General features: G+C 71.6%; 17 protein-coding genes. 4 read left to right on the forward strand and 13 right to left on the reverse strand.

Annotated features, from left to right (window positions below):
- Positions 1–208: 208 nt before the first annotated feature.
- Together RYJ27_RS07995 and RYJ27_RS08000 are read right to left on the reverse strand one after the other, a co-directional pair.
- Complete coding sequence (locus RYJ27_RS07995) at positions 209–832, reverse strand: hypothetical protein (protein ID WP_330169803.1); 624 nt, start codon at positions 830–832, stop codon at positions 209–211.
- 70 nt (positions 833–902) lie between these two features.
- Positions 903–1,802 (reverse strand): glycerophosphodiester phosphodiesterase, encoded by a 900-nt coding sequence (locus RYJ27_RS08000; protein WP_330169804.1) that lies wholly within the window; start codon positions 1,800–1,802, stop codon positions 903–905.
- Positions 1,803–1,942: 140 nt separating this feature from the next.
- Here RYJ27_RS08000 and deoC point away from each other — a divergent pair, with 140 nt between their 5' ends.
- A complete protein-coding gene (deoC, locus tag RYJ27_RS08005) occupies positions 1,943–2,662 on the forward strand; it encodes a deoxyribose-phosphate aldolase (RefSeq protein ID WP_330169805.1) in 720 nt (239 codons plus the stop codon).
- Here the strand turns inward: deoC and RYJ27_RS08010 are convergent.
- From RYJ27_RS08010 to RYJ27_RS08030, 5 genes are read right to left on the reverse strand one after another with little or no spacing between them, the layout of a single operon-like run.
- On the reverse strand, positions 2,659–3,627 hold the full coding sequence (locus RYJ27_RS08010) for a bifunctional riboflavin kinase/FAD synthetase (protein WP_330169806.1): 969 nt from the start codon (positions 3,625–3,627) through the stop codon (positions 2,659–2,661). The two genes, deoC and RYJ27_RS08010, sit on opposite strands and share 4 nt — an antisense overlap.
- Positions 3,624–4,073, reverse strand: a complete 450-nt coding sequence (locus RYJ27_RS08015) for a hypothetical protein (protein ID WP_330169807.1) — start codon at positions 4,071–4,073, stop codon at positions 3,624–3,626. The genes RYJ27_RS08010 and RYJ27_RS08015 overlap by 4 nt, the downstream gene beginning before the upstream one ends.
- A gap of 46 nt (positions 4,074–4,119) precedes the next feature.
- Entirely contained in the window at positions 4,120–4,488 is a 369-nt protein-coding gene (locus RYJ27_RS08020; protein WP_330169808.1) for a hypothetical protein, read from the reverse strand.
- Positions 4,485–5,408, reverse strand: coding sequence for a tRNA pseudouridine(55) synthase TruB (gene truB, locus RYJ27_RS08025; RefSeq protein ID WP_330169809.1), 924 nt, complete (start codon positions 5,406–5,408; stop codon positions 4,485–4,487). Before truB ends, RYJ27_RS08020 begins: the two co-directional genes overlap by 4 nt.
- The gene (locus tag RYJ27_RS08030) at positions 5,408–6,094 is read right to left on the reverse strand and encodes a nucleoside/nucleotide kinase family protein (protein ID WP_330169810.1); all 687 of its coding nucleotides are present in this window, start codon (positions 6,092–6,094) and stop codon (positions 5,408–5,410) included. The genes truB and RYJ27_RS08030 overlap by 1 nt, the downstream gene beginning before the upstream one ends.
- 43 nt (positions 6,095–6,137) lie before the next feature.
- On the opposite strand from RYJ27_RS08030, the gene RYJ27_RS08035 reads away from it, so the two are divergent.
- On the forward strand, positions 6,138–7,070 hold the full coding sequence (locus RYJ27_RS08035; RefSeq protein ID WP_330169811.1) for an HhH-GPD family protein: 933 nt from the start codon (positions 6,138–6,140) through the stop codon (positions 7,068–7,070).
- On the opposite strand, the gene rbfA is transcribed toward RYJ27_RS08035, so the two are convergent.
- The 4 genes from rbfA to nusA form a co-directional block, all read right to left on the reverse strand.
- On the reverse strand, positions 7,016–7,471 hold the full coding sequence (gene rbfA, locus RYJ27_RS08040) for a 30S ribosome-binding factor RbfA (RefSeq protein ID WP_330169812.1): 456 nt from the start codon (positions 7,469–7,471) through the stop codon (positions 7,016–7,018). The genes RYJ27_RS08035 and rbfA overlap by 55 nt on opposite strands.
- A 113-nt stretch (positions 7,472–7,584) precedes the next feature.
- On the reverse strand, positions 7,585–10,374 hold the full coding sequence (gene infB, locus RYJ27_RS08045) for a translation initiation factor IF-2 (protein WP_330169813.1): 2,790 nt from the start codon (positions 10,372–10,374) through the stop codon (positions 7,585–7,587).
- A 56-nt stretch (positions 10,375–10,430) separates the two neighbouring features.
- On the reverse strand, positions 10,431–10,703 hold the full coding sequence (locus RYJ27_RS08050) for a YlxR family protein (RefSeq protein WP_330169814.1): 273 nt from the start codon (positions 10,701–10,703) through the stop codon (positions 10,431–10,433).
- A 61-nt stretch (positions 10,704–10,764) separates the two neighbouring features.
- Positions 10,765–11,754, reverse strand: a complete 990-nt coding sequence (gene nusA, locus RYJ27_RS08055) for a transcription termination factor NusA (protein ID WP_330172021.1) — start codon at positions 11,752–11,754, stop codon at positions 10,765–10,767.
- 174 nt (positions 11,755–11,928) lie between these two features.
- Here nusA and RYJ27_RS08060 point away from each other — a divergent pair, with 174 nt between their 5' ends.
- Positions 11,929–12,735 (forward strand): DUF1206 domain-containing protein, encoded by an 807-nt coding sequence (locus tag RYJ27_RS08060; RefSeq protein ID WP_330169815.1) that lies wholly within the window; start codon positions 11,929–11,931, stop codon positions 12,733–12,735.
- Between the two features lie 21 nt (positions 12,736–12,756).
- Positions 12,757–13,563 carry a DUF1206 domain-containing protein gene (locus RYJ27_RS08065; RefSeq protein ID WP_330169816.1) on the forward strand — a complete coding sequence of 269 codons (807 nt, stop codon included), beginning with the start codon at positions 12,757–12,759 and terminating at the stop codon, positions 13,561–13,563.
- Positions 13,564–13,570: 7 nt separating this feature from the next.
- Here the strand turns inward: RYJ27_RS08065 and RYJ27_RS08070 are convergent, their stop codons facing one another.
- Both RYJ27_RS08070 and RYJ27_RS08075 read right to left on the reverse strand, forming a co-directional pair.
- On the reverse strand, positions 13,571–15,391 hold the full coding sequence (locus tag RYJ27_RS08070; protein WP_330169817.1) for a lipase family protein: 1,821 nt from the start codon (positions 15,389–15,391) through the stop codon (positions 13,571–13,573).
- A 60-nt stretch (positions 15,392–15,451) separates the two neighbouring features.
- Positions 15,452–17,218 (reverse strand): proline--tRNA ligase, encoded by a 1,767-nt coding sequence (locus RYJ27_RS08075; RefSeq protein ID WP_330169818.1) that lies wholly within the window; start codon positions 17,216–17,218, stop codon positions 15,452–15,454.
- Between the last annotated feature and the right edge of the window lies 1 nt (position 17,219).

The following is a 17,219-nucleotide window of genomic DNA, read 5'->3' on the forward strand; positions in this document are numbered from 1 at the left end:
GCTCGCCGCGGCTGCGTGCGAGGGCCCGCGCGAGGACGACCGCGGGATGGGACCTCGATCCTGCGCCGGAAGGCGTGCCTCGACGCTCGATTCCGATGGTCCCCTGTGGGTGCGGATGCCGCTCCCTCGCCTCAGTCTACGCCACGGGCCGCTCGCCGCATAACGTCCCGCGTATGCGGCGTATTCCGACGAGCGTCGGCGCGCGGGATCAGCCCCAGAGCGTGGCGACGACGTCGTCGGTGTAACCGGGAGGATCGAAGTTGATCCAGCGCGTCGCGACCCAGCCATTGCCGTGGAGGTGGTGCGTCTCCCCGAAGGCGGCGATCTCATCCTCACCCGACCGGGCGCAACGCGTGCCGGCCTCGTCATCGGCGCATGTGAAGCCCTCGGTCGAGAGCGCCTCCCGCACGAGGGCCGCCTGCGACGCGTCGACCACCGTGACGTTCGTCGCGAGACCCACCTCGCTCGGCACGCCCCAGGAGCAGCGCAGCGTCGGGGCACCGGATTCGATGATCTCGAGGGCCGTCACGACCTGGGTCGCGTGCATCGTCACGCCCGGATCGTTCAGCGGCGGGTTCTGCTCCTCGAGCAGCGCGAGCATGCCGGCGGAGTAGATGTCCTCGCACGATGCGGGCATCTCGATGTCGGCGGATGCCTCGGGTGACGCGCTGTGCGAGGGGTCGGGCGTCGCCGTCGACGGGTCGGGCGACGGGTCGCCCGTGCTGGTGGGCACGGGGGTCGGCTGGGCGACACAGCCGACGAGCAGCAGGGCGGCGACCGACGCGGTTCCGAACAGAGCAAGGGCACGGGCGGGCAGGCTGCGGGCGGACATGCGATCCTCTCGACGCGGGCGACGCGTCCGAGCCTAGTCACGCGGGTCGGCTCGGTGGGGTCGCCCGATCTCACCGGGGTTGGGATACCTCTTCCGAGAGCCAGTCCGCGAGGCGCGCCGGGACATCGGTGACGATGCCGTCGACCCCCGCCCGCAGGGCCTCGCGCCACTTCCCGTCGTCGTTGAACGTGTAGACGACCACCCGCATCCCCGCCGCGTGCAGTTCGTCGATCACCTCGGGCCGCTCCAGCACCTCGCGTCCCGCCGCGATCACCCCCCGCACCCCGAGGGCGCGCGCTGCGCCGACCACGTCGTCGGGCAGCTGGCGGAGGATGGCGAGCCGCGAGATCACCGTGTTCTGGGAGGCGACGAGCGCGAGGGTGCGGGCGTCGAAGCTCGCGACCGCGACCCGGCGTTCGAGGCCGTGCCGGGCGATCGTCGCGACGAGCGAGGCGACGGAGTCGGCATCCCACTCCCCCTTCAGCTCCACGAGAGCGCGCAGGGAGGAGGACGCCAGCTCGGCCAGGAACTCCTCCGCCGTCGGCACGGGCGTTCCGGCGAAGTCGGGCCCGAACCACGACCCGGCATCCAGCCCCCTGATCTGGGCGAGGGTCGACTCGGCCACGGCGCCCCGGCCGTCCGTCGTCCGATCGACGGTCGCGTCGTGCATGAGCACGGCGTGACCGTCGGCGGTGAGGGCGATGTCCACCTCGACGTACTCGTACCCCGAGGCGATCGCCGCGCGCACGGCGGGCATCGTGTTCTCGGGCGCCCCCTCGGAATCACCCCGGTGCGCCGCGATGAAGGCGGCGTCGCCCGGGTCGCGCGCCTCGCCGAGCAGCTCGCTGGCGGTCACGGGGGCGCGGGAGGCGCCGAGCGTCGCGACGAGGACCCCCGCGACGACGAGGACGCACATCACGATGAGTGCGGGCAGCCGCTCGGTGCGGGCGGATACGGCAGGTTCGGGCATCGGGCGTGTCCTCCACGGTGACGTCGTCGTCTACGTCGTGCCAGATTACACACACCGTTATGCGTTCGTTATATTTTCCGCTCGCACACCCTCGTCCCGGCGGACTGCCCGGGCCTGGCCCCGCGACGTAGGCTTGACGCATGCCCACGGACATCACGCAGGAGCAGCTCGCTGCCACGATCGACCACGCGATCCTCAAGCCCGAACTCACCCGCGCAGAGGTGGATGCCGAGCTCGACACGGCCGCCGAGTGGAGCGTGTTCAGCGTCTGCGTGCGCCCCTCCGATATCGCCTACGCCGTCGCCCGGCTCGAGGGCAGCGGCGTCGCCGTCGGCACCGTCATCGGCTTCCCGCACGGCACCACCTCGACGGCCGCGAAGGTCGCGGAAGTCGCGCAGGCCGCGGCCGACGGCGCCGTCGAGTTCGACATGGTGATCAACATCGCCGCGCTGCGATCGGGTCTCGACGAGGAGGTCGTGCAGGACATCGCCGCCGTGAAGGAGGCGGCGGGCCAGCACGTGCTGAAGGTGATCCTCGAGACCAGCCTCCTCGACGAGGAGCAGATCGCCCGCGGCAGCCGCCTCGCGGAGGAGGCGGGCGCCGACTTCGTGAAGACGTCGACCGGATTCGCGGGCGGCGGCGCGACGGCCGCGCACGTCGCGTTGATGCGACGCACGGTCGGGGACACCGTGCAGGTCAAGGCCTCCGGAGGCGTGCGCGGGCTCGACACCGCTCTCGCGATGCTCGACGCGGGCGCGACGCGCCTGGGCACGAGCGCGAGCGCGACCATCCTCGGCGAGCTCGCCGCCCGTCTCTCGGGCGCCGAGGCGAGCGCTCGCACCGACGAGAGCTCGTACTAGCGGCAGGGCGCCGCCAGCACCTCGCGGGCTCGGACGACGTCGTCCGCCATCTGGACCTTGAGCGCGTCGAGGCCGCGGAAGGCCACCATCCCGCGGATCCGCTCGACGAACTGAACCTCGACCTCGTGGCCGTAGAGGTCCAGTCCTTCCCGGTCGAGCACGTATGCCTCGACCTGGCGGCGGGTCACGTCGTCGAACGTGGGGTTGTCCCCCACCGAGATGGCCGCCGGATAGCGCACGCGCGATCCCGCGCGGTGGGCGGAGGTTCCGTCCACGAGCCACCCCGCGTAGACGCCGTCCGCCGGCACGAAGCCCTCGAGCTCCGGAGTGAGGTTGGCGGTGGGATAGCCCAGCTCGCGACCGCGCTTGGCGCCATGCACGACCTCGCCCCAGACGGAGCTCGGGCGGCCCAGCAGCTTGGCCGCATCGGCGACGTCGCCCGCCGCGAGCAGCTCCCTGATCCACGTCGAGGAGACGCGTCGGCCGTGGACGCTTCGGATATCGGCGATCTCGTCCACGGCGAAGCCGGCCTCGGCGCCCATGCGGCGCAGAAGGGCGACGTCGCCCTTCCCCCCGCGACCGAAGCGGAAGTCGGTTCCGACGAGAACCGTACGCGCCCGGAGCGCCTCGACGAGCACGCTCTGCACGAACTCCTCCGCGGGCTGCGCCGCGAGGGTCTCGTCGAATCGGAGCATGAGCGTGGCATCGATACCCGTCTCCGCCAGCAGCGCGGCCTTCTGCGTCACGCCGAGGAGCGAGGGCGGACACTTCTCCGGAGCGAGGATCGCGAGCGGATTGCGGTCGAACGTCACCGCGACGGTGCGGGCGCCCGTGCCCGCGGCATCCACCAGCATGCGCTCGATGATGGCGCGATGACCCGCGTGGAGCCCGTCGAACTTCCCGATCGCGACGACCGTCTCCCCGAAGTCGGCAGGCACCTCGGAGGGGTCGTGGAAGAGGATCACGAGCCCGCCACCGTCAGCTGCGCCCCGGGGACGCGGCTCGTTCGCGGCGGGTGCGCCACGAGCCACCACAGACCGAAGAATGGCAGCACGAGCGGGATGAACAGATACCCGTAGCCGAAGACGGACCAGACGCTCGGATGCCGGAACAGCTCGGGCAGCGTGAGGCTCAGGGTGCCCACGACGATCACGCCGACCAGCTCGAAGCCGATCGCGACCCAGGCGATGAGGTACCAGGCGCGAGTACCCGCGAAGACCAGCGCCAGCGTGGCGACGATGTAGACGACGGCGGCCGCGGCGGAGAGGGAGTACGCCAGCGGCGCCTCCTCGAAGCGCTCGGCGATCTGGACGAACGAGCGGCCCGTGGCGGCGAGGGCCATGACGGCGTAGACGATGACGAGGACGCGGCCGACGCCGGTCATGCGACGGGAGGGGTGGGACGAGGTCATGACGGGACAATCCTAGGCCGGATCCCGCGTGCGATCCGCCGCCCGATCACGCGACCTGCACCATCCAGATGACGTGCATGCGCCACACCATGACCGCGATGGAGAGCGCGACGATCCCCATGATCACGGTGCTCCACCGACTGCGCTCGATGAGCGCCCACGCGACGCCTCCCAGCGGCAGCAGCACCGCCGAGACGAGATACACCCAGAACTCGAGGATGCTGCCCGTGGGCGGGTTCCCCGCGAGGGGCGCGATGATCGCGATCACCACCTGGACGATCAGAAGCACCTCGATCAGCGCGAGCGACCCCACCGTGAGATCGCTCGGTCGTCGCCCGGCCAGGCCGGCGATGACGCACAGCAGCCCCGCCACGACCGCCACCGCGACCTGTGCGATGGTCACTCCCAGGATCATCCCGGCTCTCCCGTCCCGCTCGTCGCCCGCCCCGGATCGGGCAGGTTCATGACGCTCTTGATGTCGGATCCGCGCGCCTCGACCACTCCGACGAGCAACCCGGCCGGATCGATCGCGGCCCGCAGGCCTCCCCCCAGGCGGCTCGACGCGCCCGCCAGGCGCTTGCCCTGCCGCAGATCGCGCGCCTCCTCGGCGGACACGTCCAGGCGGCCCAGCACCCGGGCGCCGACCGTGGCGGGATCGATCGGGAGCGCCGAGTCCAGAGCGTCGACCCGCACGGCATCGTCGACCGAGAAGGCCCCGACACGGGTCCGGCGCAGCGCCGTCAGATGGCCGCCGACCCCGAGGGCGGCGCCGAGGTCACGGGCGAGCGCGCGGATGTACGTACCGCTGGAGCAGTCAACGACGACGTCCAGCTCGATGCCGTCGGGAACCCGCCGTGCGGCACCCGCATCGAACCGGGAGACCGTGACCTCGCGGGCCTCGAGCACGACGTCCTCGCCGGCCCGAGCGAGGTCGTAGGCGCGCCGTCCGGCCACCTTGATCGCCGACACGCGGCTGGGCACCTGGGAGATGCGTCCCGTGAGCGACGCGACCCCGGCGGCGATCGCCGCGTCGGAGACGGCGTCCAGGGACGAGTGATCCGCGCGCCCGGTGACCTCGCCATCGGCGTCGTCGCTGTCGGTCGTCACGCCGAGCAGGATGGTCGCGTGGTAGGTCTTGTCGAGGCCCACGACGAAGGTGAGCAGTCGGGTCGCGGCTTCGACCCCGAGCACGAGGAGGCCCGTCGCCATGGGATCGAGCGTGCCGGCGTGGCCGATCTTGCGGGTGCCGAAGGCACGGCGCGCCCGCGCGACGACGTCGTGGCTCGTCATCCCGCCCGCCTTGTCGACCAGCACCACCCCGGCAGCCGGCGCCATCAGGCGCTCCCCGTGAGGACGCGGCGCGGGGACTCGGGGTCGGTGTTGTCGATGACCGCCGCGGCGCGGTTGCGCGGATCGACCTCTGCCATGTACGACTCCTGACCTCGGCGACGGTAGCGGTTGCCCGGCGCGTCGGGGTCCGGATCGGAGCCGTCCCGCAGGGCCATCCGCGCGGAGGCGACATCGGGCGGCGTATCGAGCCAGACCGACCAGTCCCAGATGTCCGCCAGCTGCGGGCGATGCAGGAAGACGCCGTCGACGACGAGCACCGCATCCGCGGGCCCCGTCACCCAGCGCGCCTCTACGGGCGCGTCGCGCACCGCATCCCACGCCGCGAGCTGGAAGCCGATGGATGCCGCGGTGCGGCTTCCCTCGCGGAACGGGTCGATCAGCACCCGGCGGAAGCTGCTGTAGTCGTAGGAGTCCTCGTATCGGCCCCGCCCCGAATCCTCTCCCCGGGTCGGACGCTCGGCCCGGGGGCGGTGGAAGCCCTCGATCGATGCACGGAAGACGTCCGTCCCCTCCTCGGCGAAGGCCTCCGCCAAGCCGTCGGCGAAGATCGTCTTGCCGGCGCCGTCGACGCCGTCGACCGCCAGGACGACACGGCCGCGCGGGCATCGGGCCCGCACCTCGTCGCGCAGCGCCCGCAGCACACTCGTGCGGGCGGTGACGGGCAGGCGCATGGGCTCCAGCCTACGCGCGCCGGGTCGCCGTAGGCTTGCGTCCGTGCCTGCGCCGCTTCCGCCCCTCGTCCTCAACGAGTGGTTCCGGCGCAGCGCCCGCGACCTCCCCTGGCGACGACCCGGCTTCGGCGCCTGGGGAATCCTCGTCAGCGAATTCATGCTGCAGCAGACACCGGTGACGCGCGTCATCCCCCGCCTGGAGGCGTGGCTGCGCACCTGGCCCTCCCCCGCAGCACTCGCCGCCGCCACGCCGGCCGACGCCGTCCGGGAATGGGCGAACCTCGGCTATCCGCGACGCGCGATCTGGCTGCACCGCGCCGCGGGCGAGATCGCCACGCGACACGCAGGGCGGGTGCCCGACGACGTCGAGCATCTCCTGGCACTCACCGGCATCGGCGACTACACGGCGCGGGCGGTCGCCGTCTTCGCCTACGGCAAACGCGAGCCGGTGGTCGACACGAACACACGGCGGGTCATCGCGAGGGCCGTGCAGGGACGATCCCAGCCGGGGCCGCCGTCGCGAGGCGACCTCGCCGCGATGGCCGCGCTCCTGCCGGAAGACGACCGCGAGTCGGCCGTCTTCAACGCCGCGATGATGGAGCTCGGCGCCGTGATCTGCACGGCACGCGCTCCGCGATGCGGCGAATGCCCGCTCCTCGACGCATGCGCCTGGGTCGGTGCAGGCAGGCCCGACACGGGAGACCTGCGGAGGAAGCAGGCGCGCTACGAGGGCAGCGACCGGCAGGCGCGGGGGGCCGTCCTCCGCGCGCTGCGGGCGGCCCCGAGGCACGAGGCCAGGACCGAACACGTCGTCCCCGACTGGCCCGACGCGGCGCAGCGCGACCGAGCGATCGTCTCGCTCGTCGACGACGGACTCATCGAGGCCTTCGACGACCTCATCCGCCTTCCCGGCGGCGGACCTCAGGCGTCGTCGTCCTCGGAGTCGTCGGAATCGGCGTCGCGCGCCGGCAGATAGGGGTCGGCGTCGCCGGCGAAGTTCGCCGTCGCGGCGATCCCTGCGACGGCCGCATCGCGCTCCCGCGCCTCGCGCAGCAGCTCCTCGATGTGCCCGGCGTTCTCCGGCAGGGCATCGGCGATGAACTCCAGGGTGGGTACGAGGCGGACGTTCAGCTGACGACCCACCTCGCTGCGAAGCATGCCGGTCGCCGACCGCAGCGCGTCACCGGTGGACGCGCGCTCCTCGTCCGTGCCGAGCACCGTGTAGAAGACGCTCGCGTGCTGCAGGTCGCCCGTCACCCGCACGTCCGTGATCGTGACGAAGCCCAGGCGGGGGTCGCGCAGACCGCGGTCGAGCCGCTCCGCGATGATCACCCGGATCCGATCGGCCAGCCGTGCCGCCCGTGCATGATCCACCATGTCTCCTGCTCCTCACCGCCCGGCGCGCCTGCGCCCGGCCTTCGCCTCAACTGCTCAAGCCTACGCACAGCGGCGGATGCCGAAGCATCCGCCGCTGTGCGTCATACCGGGGGTCAGCCCCGAGGCTTCTCGACCATCTCCGTGGTCTCGATCTCGTCGCCGACCCGGATGTCGTTGAATTTGCCGAGACCGATACCGGCCTCGTAGTCCGTGCGCACCTCGGTGACGTCGTCCTTGAAGCGACGCAGCGACTCGATGGCCAGGCCATCGGCGAGCACGACACCCTCGCGGATGACGCGCGCCTTCGCGTTGCGCGTGATGGTTCCGCTGCGAACGATGACACCGGCGATGTTGCCGAACTTCGAGGAACGGAACACCTCGCGGATCTCGGCGACACCCGACTGCACCTCTTCGAACTCCGGCTTGAGCATGCCCTTGAGCGACTGCTCCACGTCGTCGATCGCGTTGTAGATGACCGAGTAGAAGCGGATGTCCACGCCTTCGCGCGCGGCGCGCTCGCGCGCCTTCGTGTCGGGGCGGACGTTGAACCCGATGATGATCGCGTTGTCGATCGTCGCGAGGTTCACGTCGGACTCCGTCACCGCACCGACACCGCGGTGGATGATGCGCAGCTGAACCGAGTCGTCGACCTCGATCTTGAGCAGCGACTCCTCGAGCGCCTCGACGGCACCCGAGACGTCGCCCTTGATGATGAGGTTGAGCGACTCGACCTTGCCCTCTTCGAGAGCGCGGGTGAAGTCCTCCAGCGAGATCCGCTTGCGCGCCTTGGCGAGAGCGGCGTTGCGCTCCGCGGCCTCGCGCTTCTCAGCGATCTGACGCGCGAGACGGTCCTCCTCCGTGACGAGAAAGGTGTCACCGGCGCGCGGCACCGAGTTCAGACCCTGCACCTGCACCGGACGCGACGGAGCGGCCTCGGTGACGGCCTCGCCGTTCTCGTCCATCATGGCCCGCACGCGGCCGTACGCCGTGCCGGCCACGATCGCGTCGCCGACACGCAGGGTTCCGGACTGGATCAGCACGGTCGCGACCGAGCCGCGGCCCTTGTCGAGCTTGGCCTCGATCGCCACACCACGGGCCGCCTTGTTCGGGTTGGCCGTGAGGTCCAGGCCCGCGTCGGCCGTCAGAAGCACCGCGTCGAGCAGCTCCTGGATGCCCTGGCCCTTTATGGCCGAGACATCGACGAACATGACGTCGCCGCCGTACTCCTCCGCCACGAGCCCGTACTCGGTGAGCTGCTGGCGCACCTTGCTGGGATTCGCGTCGGGCTTGTCGACCTTGTTGACCGCGACCACGATCGGCACGTCGGCCGCCTGCGCGTGGTTGAGCGCCTCGACGGTCTGAGGCATGATGCCGTCGTCCGCCGCGACCACGAGGATCGCGAGGTCGGTGACCTGCGCGCCTCGGGCACGCATGGCCGTGAAGGCCTCGTGACCCGGCGTGTCGATGAACGTGACGGCGCGCTCGACGCCGTCGTGCTCGGTCCACACCTGGTAGGCGCCGATGTGCTGCGTGATGCCGCCGGCCTCTCCCGCGACCACGTTGGCGTTGCGGATCGCGTCGAGAAGACGCGTCTTTCCGTGGTCGACGTGTCCCATGACGGTGACGACGGGGGGACGGATCTCGAGATCCTCCTCGTTCTCCGCCTCGAGCTCCGCCTCGAGGTCGAGACCGAAGCTCTCGAGGAGCTCCTTGTCCTCGTCCTCGGGCGAGACCATCTGAATCTTGTAGCCCAGCTCCTCGCCGAGGACCTCGAAGGTGGCCTCGTCGAGCGACTCCGTCGCGGTCGCCATCTCACCCAGGTTGAACAGGATGGTGACGAGCGTGCCGGGCTGCACCGTGTAGCCCGTGATGTTCTCGATCTTGTCCGCGAAGTCGGAGATCGACGCACCGCGACGCATGCGGATGACCTGCCCGTTGCCCCGCTGGACGTTGACGCCGCCGACCGACGGCGCGTCCCTCATCTCGAACTCTTGACGCTTCGCCCTGCGCGACTTGCGCTGCTTGGACTTGCCGCCTCCCTTGCCGAAGGCACCGGCGGTGCCACCGCCGGGCCCGCGGCCGCGTCCGCCACCGCCACCGGGACGACCCGCGAAACCACCGCCGGGACGACCCGCGAAGCCACCGCCGCCGGCACCGGGGCCGCCGCCGCCGGGACGACCGGGACCGCCGGGACGCTGCTGGAACGGCGCGCCGGGACGACCGCCGCCACCGCCGGGACGACCCGCCCCGCCGGGACGCGGCGCACCGGGGCGCGGGGCGCCCGGGCGCGGCGCCTGGGGCCGCGGGATGTTCCCCGGCGTGGGCCGCTGACCCATCCCCTGCTGCGAGGCGAACGGGTTGTTGCCCGGACGGGGGCCCGCGGGACGCTGCCCCATCCCCTGCTGCGAGGCGAACGGGTTGTTGCCCGGCCGGGGCGCGCCGGGGCGGGGTCCGCCCGGCTTGGGCGCCGAATCGGACGGAGCGGACTCCGAGGATCCCGACTCGGACGGAGCCTGGGATAGAGCGGTCTCCGAGGGAGCGGGGCCGGATGCCGCGGGGGCCGCGGGGGCGGGCGCAGCGGGCGCCGGCGTCGGTGCGGCATCGGCCACCGGCGCCTGAGCCGCGGGCGCGGCCGGGGTCGCTGCGGGAGCGCTCGGGCGGGCGGGCGCCGGGCGAGCGGGGCCGGGGCGACCGGCCGGGCGCGCGGGCGCCGGGGCCGAGGACGCGCCCTGCGGCGACCCGTCGGCCTGCAGCGCAGCGCGGAGCTTGCGAGCCACGGGGGGCTCGATGGTGGACGACGGGCTCTTGACGAACTCGCCGAGTTCCTTCAGCTTGGCCAGAGCGACCTTGCTGTCGACGCCGAGTTCTGAAGCGATCTCGTGCACGCGTGGTTTGGCAGCCACAAATTCTCCTGTCTGAGTCCACCCAGACAGGGCAGACCGTTAGTCGCGGACGGGTCTCATTTCGAGCCGTTCACTTTGTTTCCATAGCCGTTCAGCCGTTTCTCGAGGGTCTGCGTGTCAAGCGGGCTCGACGCGCGCAGTGCTCGTACGAATGCCCTGCGCTGGATGGCTTTCGCCACGCACTCGGGAGTGTCGTGGACCCACGCGCCTCGTCCCGGCCGGACCGCACGCTCGTCGGGGACGAGGGTCGAATCCTCCGCCACAACACGAAGAAGGGCGGTTCGGGGAGCACGCGTGCGGCAACCGACGCACATTCGTACGGGTTCCATCCTACACCTCCCGCCCCGGAGCTCGCCCGGAACGCACGGCCGGGCGACCGATGCCGTGCGCTCAGTCGCCTTCCAGGACGCTGTCGGGCTGTATGTCGATCTTGGCCCCCGTCAGCTTCGCGGCGAGGCGCGCGTTCTGGCCCTCCTTGCCGATCGCGAGCGAAAGCTGGTAGTCGGGAACGAGCGCCCGCACGGCCTTCGTCGATGCGTCGATCACGAAGCTCGAGGTCACCTTCGCGGGCGAGAGCGCGTTCGCGACGAACTTGGCCAGTTCCGGATCGAAGTCGACGATGTCGATCTTCTCGCCGCCGAGTTCCTCCGTCACCGCGCGCACGCGACGGCCGAGTTCGCCGATGCAGGCGCCCTTCGCGTTGATCGAGGGGTCGTTGGCCTTCACGGCGATCTTCGTGCGGTGGCCCGACTCGCGAGCGAGCGAAACGATCTCCACCAGCCCACCGGCGATCTCGGGCACCTCCAGCGCGAACAGCTTGCGCACGAGTCCGGGGTGGGTGCGCGAGACAGTGATCGCGGGCCCCTTGGTCCCCCTGGACACGCTCGTCACGTAGACCCGAAGGCGCGATCCGTGGCGGTACTCCTCGCCGGGAACCTGCTCTTCGGGCGGAAGGATCGCCTCGATCGTTCCCAGATCGACGTGGATCATGCGGGGATTCGGGCCCTGCTGCACGACGCCAGCGACGATGTCGCCCTCCTTGCCGCGGAACTCGCCCAGCACGGCGTCGTCGGCGATGTCCCGCAGCCGCTGGCTGATGACCTGCTTCGCGGCGAAGGCCGCGATGCGGCCGAAGTCGTCGGGAGTGGTCTCCTCCTCGCCGACAACCGCCCCCTCCTCGTCCGTGACGGGCAGGAAGACCGCGACGTGGCCCGTCTTGCGGTTCACCTCGGCGCGCGCCCCCGAGGGCAGCTCGCCGACGGACGATGTGTGCTTGGCGTAGGCGGTCAGGATCGCCTGCTCGATGATCCGCACCAGTTCGTCGAAGGGGATTTCCTTCTCCCGCTCGATCGACCGCAGCAGGCCGAGATCGATATCCACGATGACCTCCCTATTCAGCTCTCGTCGCCGCGTCAGGCGCGACGACATCCCCCCTACGTTACCGGATGCGCGTCGCGCGCACCCCACGCAGGAAGCACACCGATCTTCCCCATGATCGACTTCTTCTCCCTTCCGCGCGCCGTTGCAGCCGTGACCGGAACATAGGCTGTCCCCATGGACCGCGCGGCGCCCCGGCGTGCCGCGCGCGAAGCGGCAGACACGACGTGGTTCCGACTGCTCGCCCGAGCGGGGTACGGCGCCAGCGGTCTCGTCCATCTCCTCATCGGCGCCATCGCCCTCATCGTCGCCTTCGGCGGCGACGCCACGCCAGACCAGTCCGGGGCGCTGCGTGCCATCGCGGGGATGCCGTTCGGTTTCGCGGTCCTGTGGACGGTCGCCGTGGCGCTGTGGGCGCTCGGGGCGTGGAAGATCGTGGAGGGGATCCTCGTACGGGGCACACCGCCACTGCGGCGGTGGATGCGACGCTTCGGCCAGTGGGGGCAGGGCGTCGTCTTCGCGGCCATCGGCGGGATCGCCGCGGCCGTGGCCATGGGCGCCCGTGTGAGCAGCGAGGAGGCGACCGAGGCGGTCAGCCGCGGCGTGCTCCGGATCCCGGGCGGTGCGTATGTCCTCGCTGCCGCGGCCGTCGTCGTCGGCGCCGTCGGGATCTCGTTCCTCGTGATGGGATTGCGGCGCAGCTATCGCACGCAGGTGCGGGTTCCCGACGGAGCCCTGGGCGCGGCCATCGACGTGCTCGGCGTCGTGGGGTTCGTCGCGAAGGGTGTCGCCCTCGCCGCCGTCGGAGTGCTCCTGGTCATCGCCTCGATCCGTGGGGAGGCCAAGACGGCGGGTGGGCTCGACGGGGCCCTCACCGCACTGCTGCGGCTCTCCCTGGGCCCCGTCGTCGTCGGCGCCATCGGTGCGGGACTCATCGCGTACGGCGTCTTCTGCTTCTTCCGGGCCAGGTACGCGCGCCTCTAGGCGCGGCCCTACGCTGAGCAGATGGGTTCTGACACCGCCGACGGCCTCGCACGCACCACATCCTCCCATCCGGCCGTTCGTGTCCTGGCTCGCGCGGGCTACGCCGCCAACGGGGTCGTCCACCTGCTGATCGGCGCGGTGGTGCTCGCCGTGGCGTTCGGAGGCTCCGGCGAGGGCGACCAGCAGGGCGCCTTCCGTGCGATCGCACAGGCCCCGCTCGGCGGGGTCGCGCTGTGGGCCCTCGCTCTCGCGCTCGCGGCTCTGACGCTCTGGTACATCGCGGAGGGCATCCTCGCGTCGGGCGAGAGCACCGCGCGCCGGTGGGGACGCCGGCTCGCCGAATGGGGAAAGGCGATCGTCTACGCGTCGTTGGCGGCCACCGCGGTCTCGATCGCCCTGGGCGCACGCCCCGACGGCGACGAGAGCACGCGCAGCATGAGTCGGGCGCTGCTCGCACTGCCCGCAGGCCCCTTCCTCGTCGGAGCGATCGGGGTCGGCGTGGTCGTGGTCGGCGGCGTCTTCGTCGTCCGGGGAGTCACGCGCGGCTTCCTCCCGAAGATCACGCCGCCCGGCGGCATCCTGGGTCGCGTCGTCACCGCCACGGGCGTCGTCGGGTACATCGCGAAGGGCGTCGCGCTCGCCGTGGTCGGGGCCCTGCTCACGACCGCCGCCGTGACCGTGGACCCCGGCGCTTCGGGCGGCCTGGATGCTGCGATCAAGTCGCTCCTGGCCCTTCCCTTCGGTACCGCGCTCGTCGCGGCCGTCGGCATCGGACTCATCGCCTACGCGGTCTACTGCTTCTTCCGCGCGCGCTACGCCCGCCTCTGACGACCGCTCAGCCGCAGTCGTCGGCCGTGACGGGGATGCCCTCGAAGCGCGCCTGCGTCCACGTGATCATGCTCTGAAGCAGCGGCGATCCGGGGAGCATGACGCCGGTGTGGTCCTCGCCGCCCAGGCGGCGGATCTGGAGGGCCGCCCCCTCGGCGCACCGCTCGGCGACGAACTGCTCGTACAGCGCCGCGGGGATGACCTCGTCCTGTTCCCCCCAGGCGATCAGGACGGGCGAGTCCCACGGACCGGTCGCGGCGTTCTGGGCAAGCCGCTCCCCGAGCGCCCCCGTCGTGAGATCCCCGTCGTAGAGCGGCCGGTCCGCGGACACCCCGAGCGCCGCGAGCACCGACACGATCACGCCGGGCTCCGTCGGACATCGCTGGGTCATCTCCCGCACCAGGGCGCGGCCGCCCGGCGCGACGTAGTCGTCGACGTCGACATCGGGGTAGGTGTCGGCGTACGGCACGAGCACCCAGGAGATCAGGACCGACAGCATCGCCTGATCCTGCGAGCGTCCCAGCTGCTGCGCGAGTGCGAGCGGATCCGCGGCGGGTGAGAGCGCGACCGTGCCGACGACGTCGAACTCGGGCGCGTACTCCGGCGCCAGCTGTGTGGTCCACAGGGCGGCGTGTCCCCCCTGGGAGTGCCCCCACACCGCGACTTCGTCGCCGAGCCAGAGGCCCTCGATCTGATCCGCGGCGCGCACGGCGTCCAGAGAGGAGCGGGCCTCGCCCTCGCCGATGAGGTAGGGGAAGACGCCCTCGGCGCCCTGCCCGGTGTAGTCGGAGGCGACGACGGCCCATCCCCGTTCGATCGCCTCGTTGACGCTCGGGATCGCCCATCGCGTGGCGTAGCTGTCCATCAGGCTCGGCGCGCACCCGCGCGCGACCCCCGTCGTCCCGTGATTCCAGATCACGACGGGCAGGGCCCGGGGCGGGCGGTCGGCCGGATAGATCACCATCCCGCTGGCGAGCGCACGGCGTCCGAACGAGTCCGTCGTGGAGTAGAGGATGCGCCGGACCTCCGCCCCCGGCGGAATGCGGCCCGTGTAGGCGTCGTCACGCAGCAGCGTTCCGGGCGCGCTCGGGGGTTCGTCGGGCGCATCGTAGAAGGCGTCGACGACCGGCGCACCCTCCTGCAACCAGGTGCTCACTCCCCAGGACCCGGCCGCGGTCGCCAGCAGAACCAGGGACAGGCCGAAGCGCGCGACATCCCCCCAGATCCGTGCGCGGCGCGAGGACGGACCCTGTCCGATGCGCTCCGACCGCCCGCGCACCCGGCGGGCGGCGCGCAGGGCGAGCGACGCTCCGAAGATGACCGTGCGCACACCGAACACCACCGCGACGACGAGGAGCGTCACATCGGGCCAGGCCAGGGCGAGCACTCCGAACGCGACCTGCGCGGCGCCCGACGCGGCGGCGAGGACCCGTTCGCTGACGCGTCCGCGGAACACGCCCCCGGCGGCAGCGAGCCCCGCGACGACGAGCAGGATCGCGATCACGTCGGGCAGCAGATCGAGGCTGCCGCCGAGGAAGACGAGGATGACCGCGCCTCCCACGATCCACACGCTCGACGCGATCGTGTTCCATGCTCGGGGGATGTCGCGCGGGGAGACGAGCTCGATGACCCCCGACGCGATGGCACTCACCCCGACGTAGACCGCGAGCACCCACAGCGAGGTGAGCGGTCTCATCACGATGAAGATGCCGAGGAGCACCAGCGCCGTGCCGACGACGACGCCCACCCACGCCGGCGCACGTTCCACGAGCCGCCGCAGGGCACCGCGCCGCGGCAGCGGCACGACACGGGCGCGTGGCGGGTTCATCCGCGTCATGTTAGGTCGCGTCCTTGAGCGCGCGCCGACAGGGCGCGCCGGGCGAGCACGTCAGGAGGACAGTTCGGCGACGGCGTCGGCCACCGGCAGGCTCCGGCGGTCGCCGGTGCGGCGATCCCAGAGCTCGACCTCGCCGTCGGCGGCACCGCGGCCGACGATGAGGATGCGCGGAACGCCGATCAGCTCGGCGTCGCCGAACTTCACACCCGGCGACACCTTCGCGCGGTCGTCGTAGAGCACGTCGAGACCGGCCGCTTCGAGCCGGTCGGCGACCGAGGCGGCGAGCTCGAAGGCCACCGCATCCCGACCGGTCGCGACGACGTGGACGTCGAACGGCGCGATGGATGCGGGCCAGATCAGGCCCTTGTCGTCGTTGTTGAGCTCCGCGATGATCGCCAGGATGCGGGTCACGCCGATGCCGTACGAGCCCATCGTGACGGTGACGAGCTTGCCGTTCTCGTCGAGCACCTTCAGCCCCAGCGCCTCGGCGTACTTGCGGCCGAGCTGAAAGACGTGGCCGATCTCCATGCCGCGCGCGAGGTGCACGGGGCCCGAGCCGTCGGGGGCCGGATCGCCCTCACGCACCGTGGCGACCTCGACGAATCCGTCGGCGGCGAAGTCGCGCCCGGCCACGAGAGAGTGCACGTGCTTCTCGTGGGCGTTCGCTCCGGTGATCCAGGACGTCCCGTCGACGACGCGCGGATCGAGCACGTAGCGGATGCCGGTGGCCGACTCCTCGCCGAGCAGCGGACCGGTCGGCGTCCAGGGCCCGATGTAGCCCTTCACCAGCAGCGGGTGCCGCTCGAAGTCGGCCTCGGTGGCGGCCTCGACGGCCGCGGGCGCGAACGCGACCTCGACGCGCTTGTCGTCGACGTCGCGGTCGCCGGGCAGACCCACCACGACGAGCTCGCGCGTGCCGTCGAGGTGCGTCAGGGCGAGCACGACGTTCTTGAGCGTGTGCGCGGCCGTCCACTCCCCCTCCGCCGGGGCGTCGAGGTGCGCGTTCGCGTGGGCGACCAGCGTCGCGATCGTCGGGGTGTCGGGAGAGTCGTAGATCACGGGCTCGGGGAGCCCGTCGAACGGGATCGGCTCGGGCGCGACGGTCGTGAACGCCTCGACGTTCGCCGCGTAGCCGCCGTCGGAGCGCACGAACGTGTCCTCGCCGACGGGCGTGGGGTGCAGGAACTCCTCGCTGCGGGAGCCTCCCATGGCCCCGGCATCCGCCTGCACGATGACGTACTCGAGGCCCAGGCGCGTGAAGATGCGCTCGTAGGCCTCGCGCTGCGCCTGGTAGCTCGCGTCGAGACCGGCATCGGTGTAGTCGAAGGAGTAGGCGTCCTTCATCGTGAACTCGCGCCCGCGCAGGAGGCCGGCGCGGGGGCGCGCCTCGTCGCGGTACTTGTCCTGGATCTGATAGATCGTCAGGGGCAGGTCCTTGTAGGACGAGTAGAGGTCCTTCACGAGCAGCGTGAAGACCTCCTCGTGGGTCGGCGCGAGCAGGTAGTCGGCACCCTTGCGGTCCTGCAGGCGGAAGAGCGCGTCGCCGTACTCCTCCCAGCGACCGGTCTGCTCGTAGGGCTCGCGCGGCAGCAGCGCCGGGAAGTGCACCTCGTACGCGCCCGCGTTCGCCATCTCCTCACGGACGACGGCCTCGATCTTCGCCTTGACCTTCAGGCCCAGCGGCAGCCAGGCGAAGACGCCCGGTGCCTGGCGGCGGATGTAGCCGGCGCGCACGAGCAGGCGATGGCTCGTGACCTCGGCGTCGGAGGGATCCTCTCGGAGCGTGCGGAGGAAGTAGTGCGAGAGACGGGTGACCACG

Source organism: Microbacterium limosum (genome assembly GCF_036324365.1).
In the GTDB taxonomy this organism is placed as follows: Bacteria; Actinomycetota; Actinomycetes; order Actinomycetales; family Microbacteriaceae; genus Microbacterium; species Microbacterium limosum.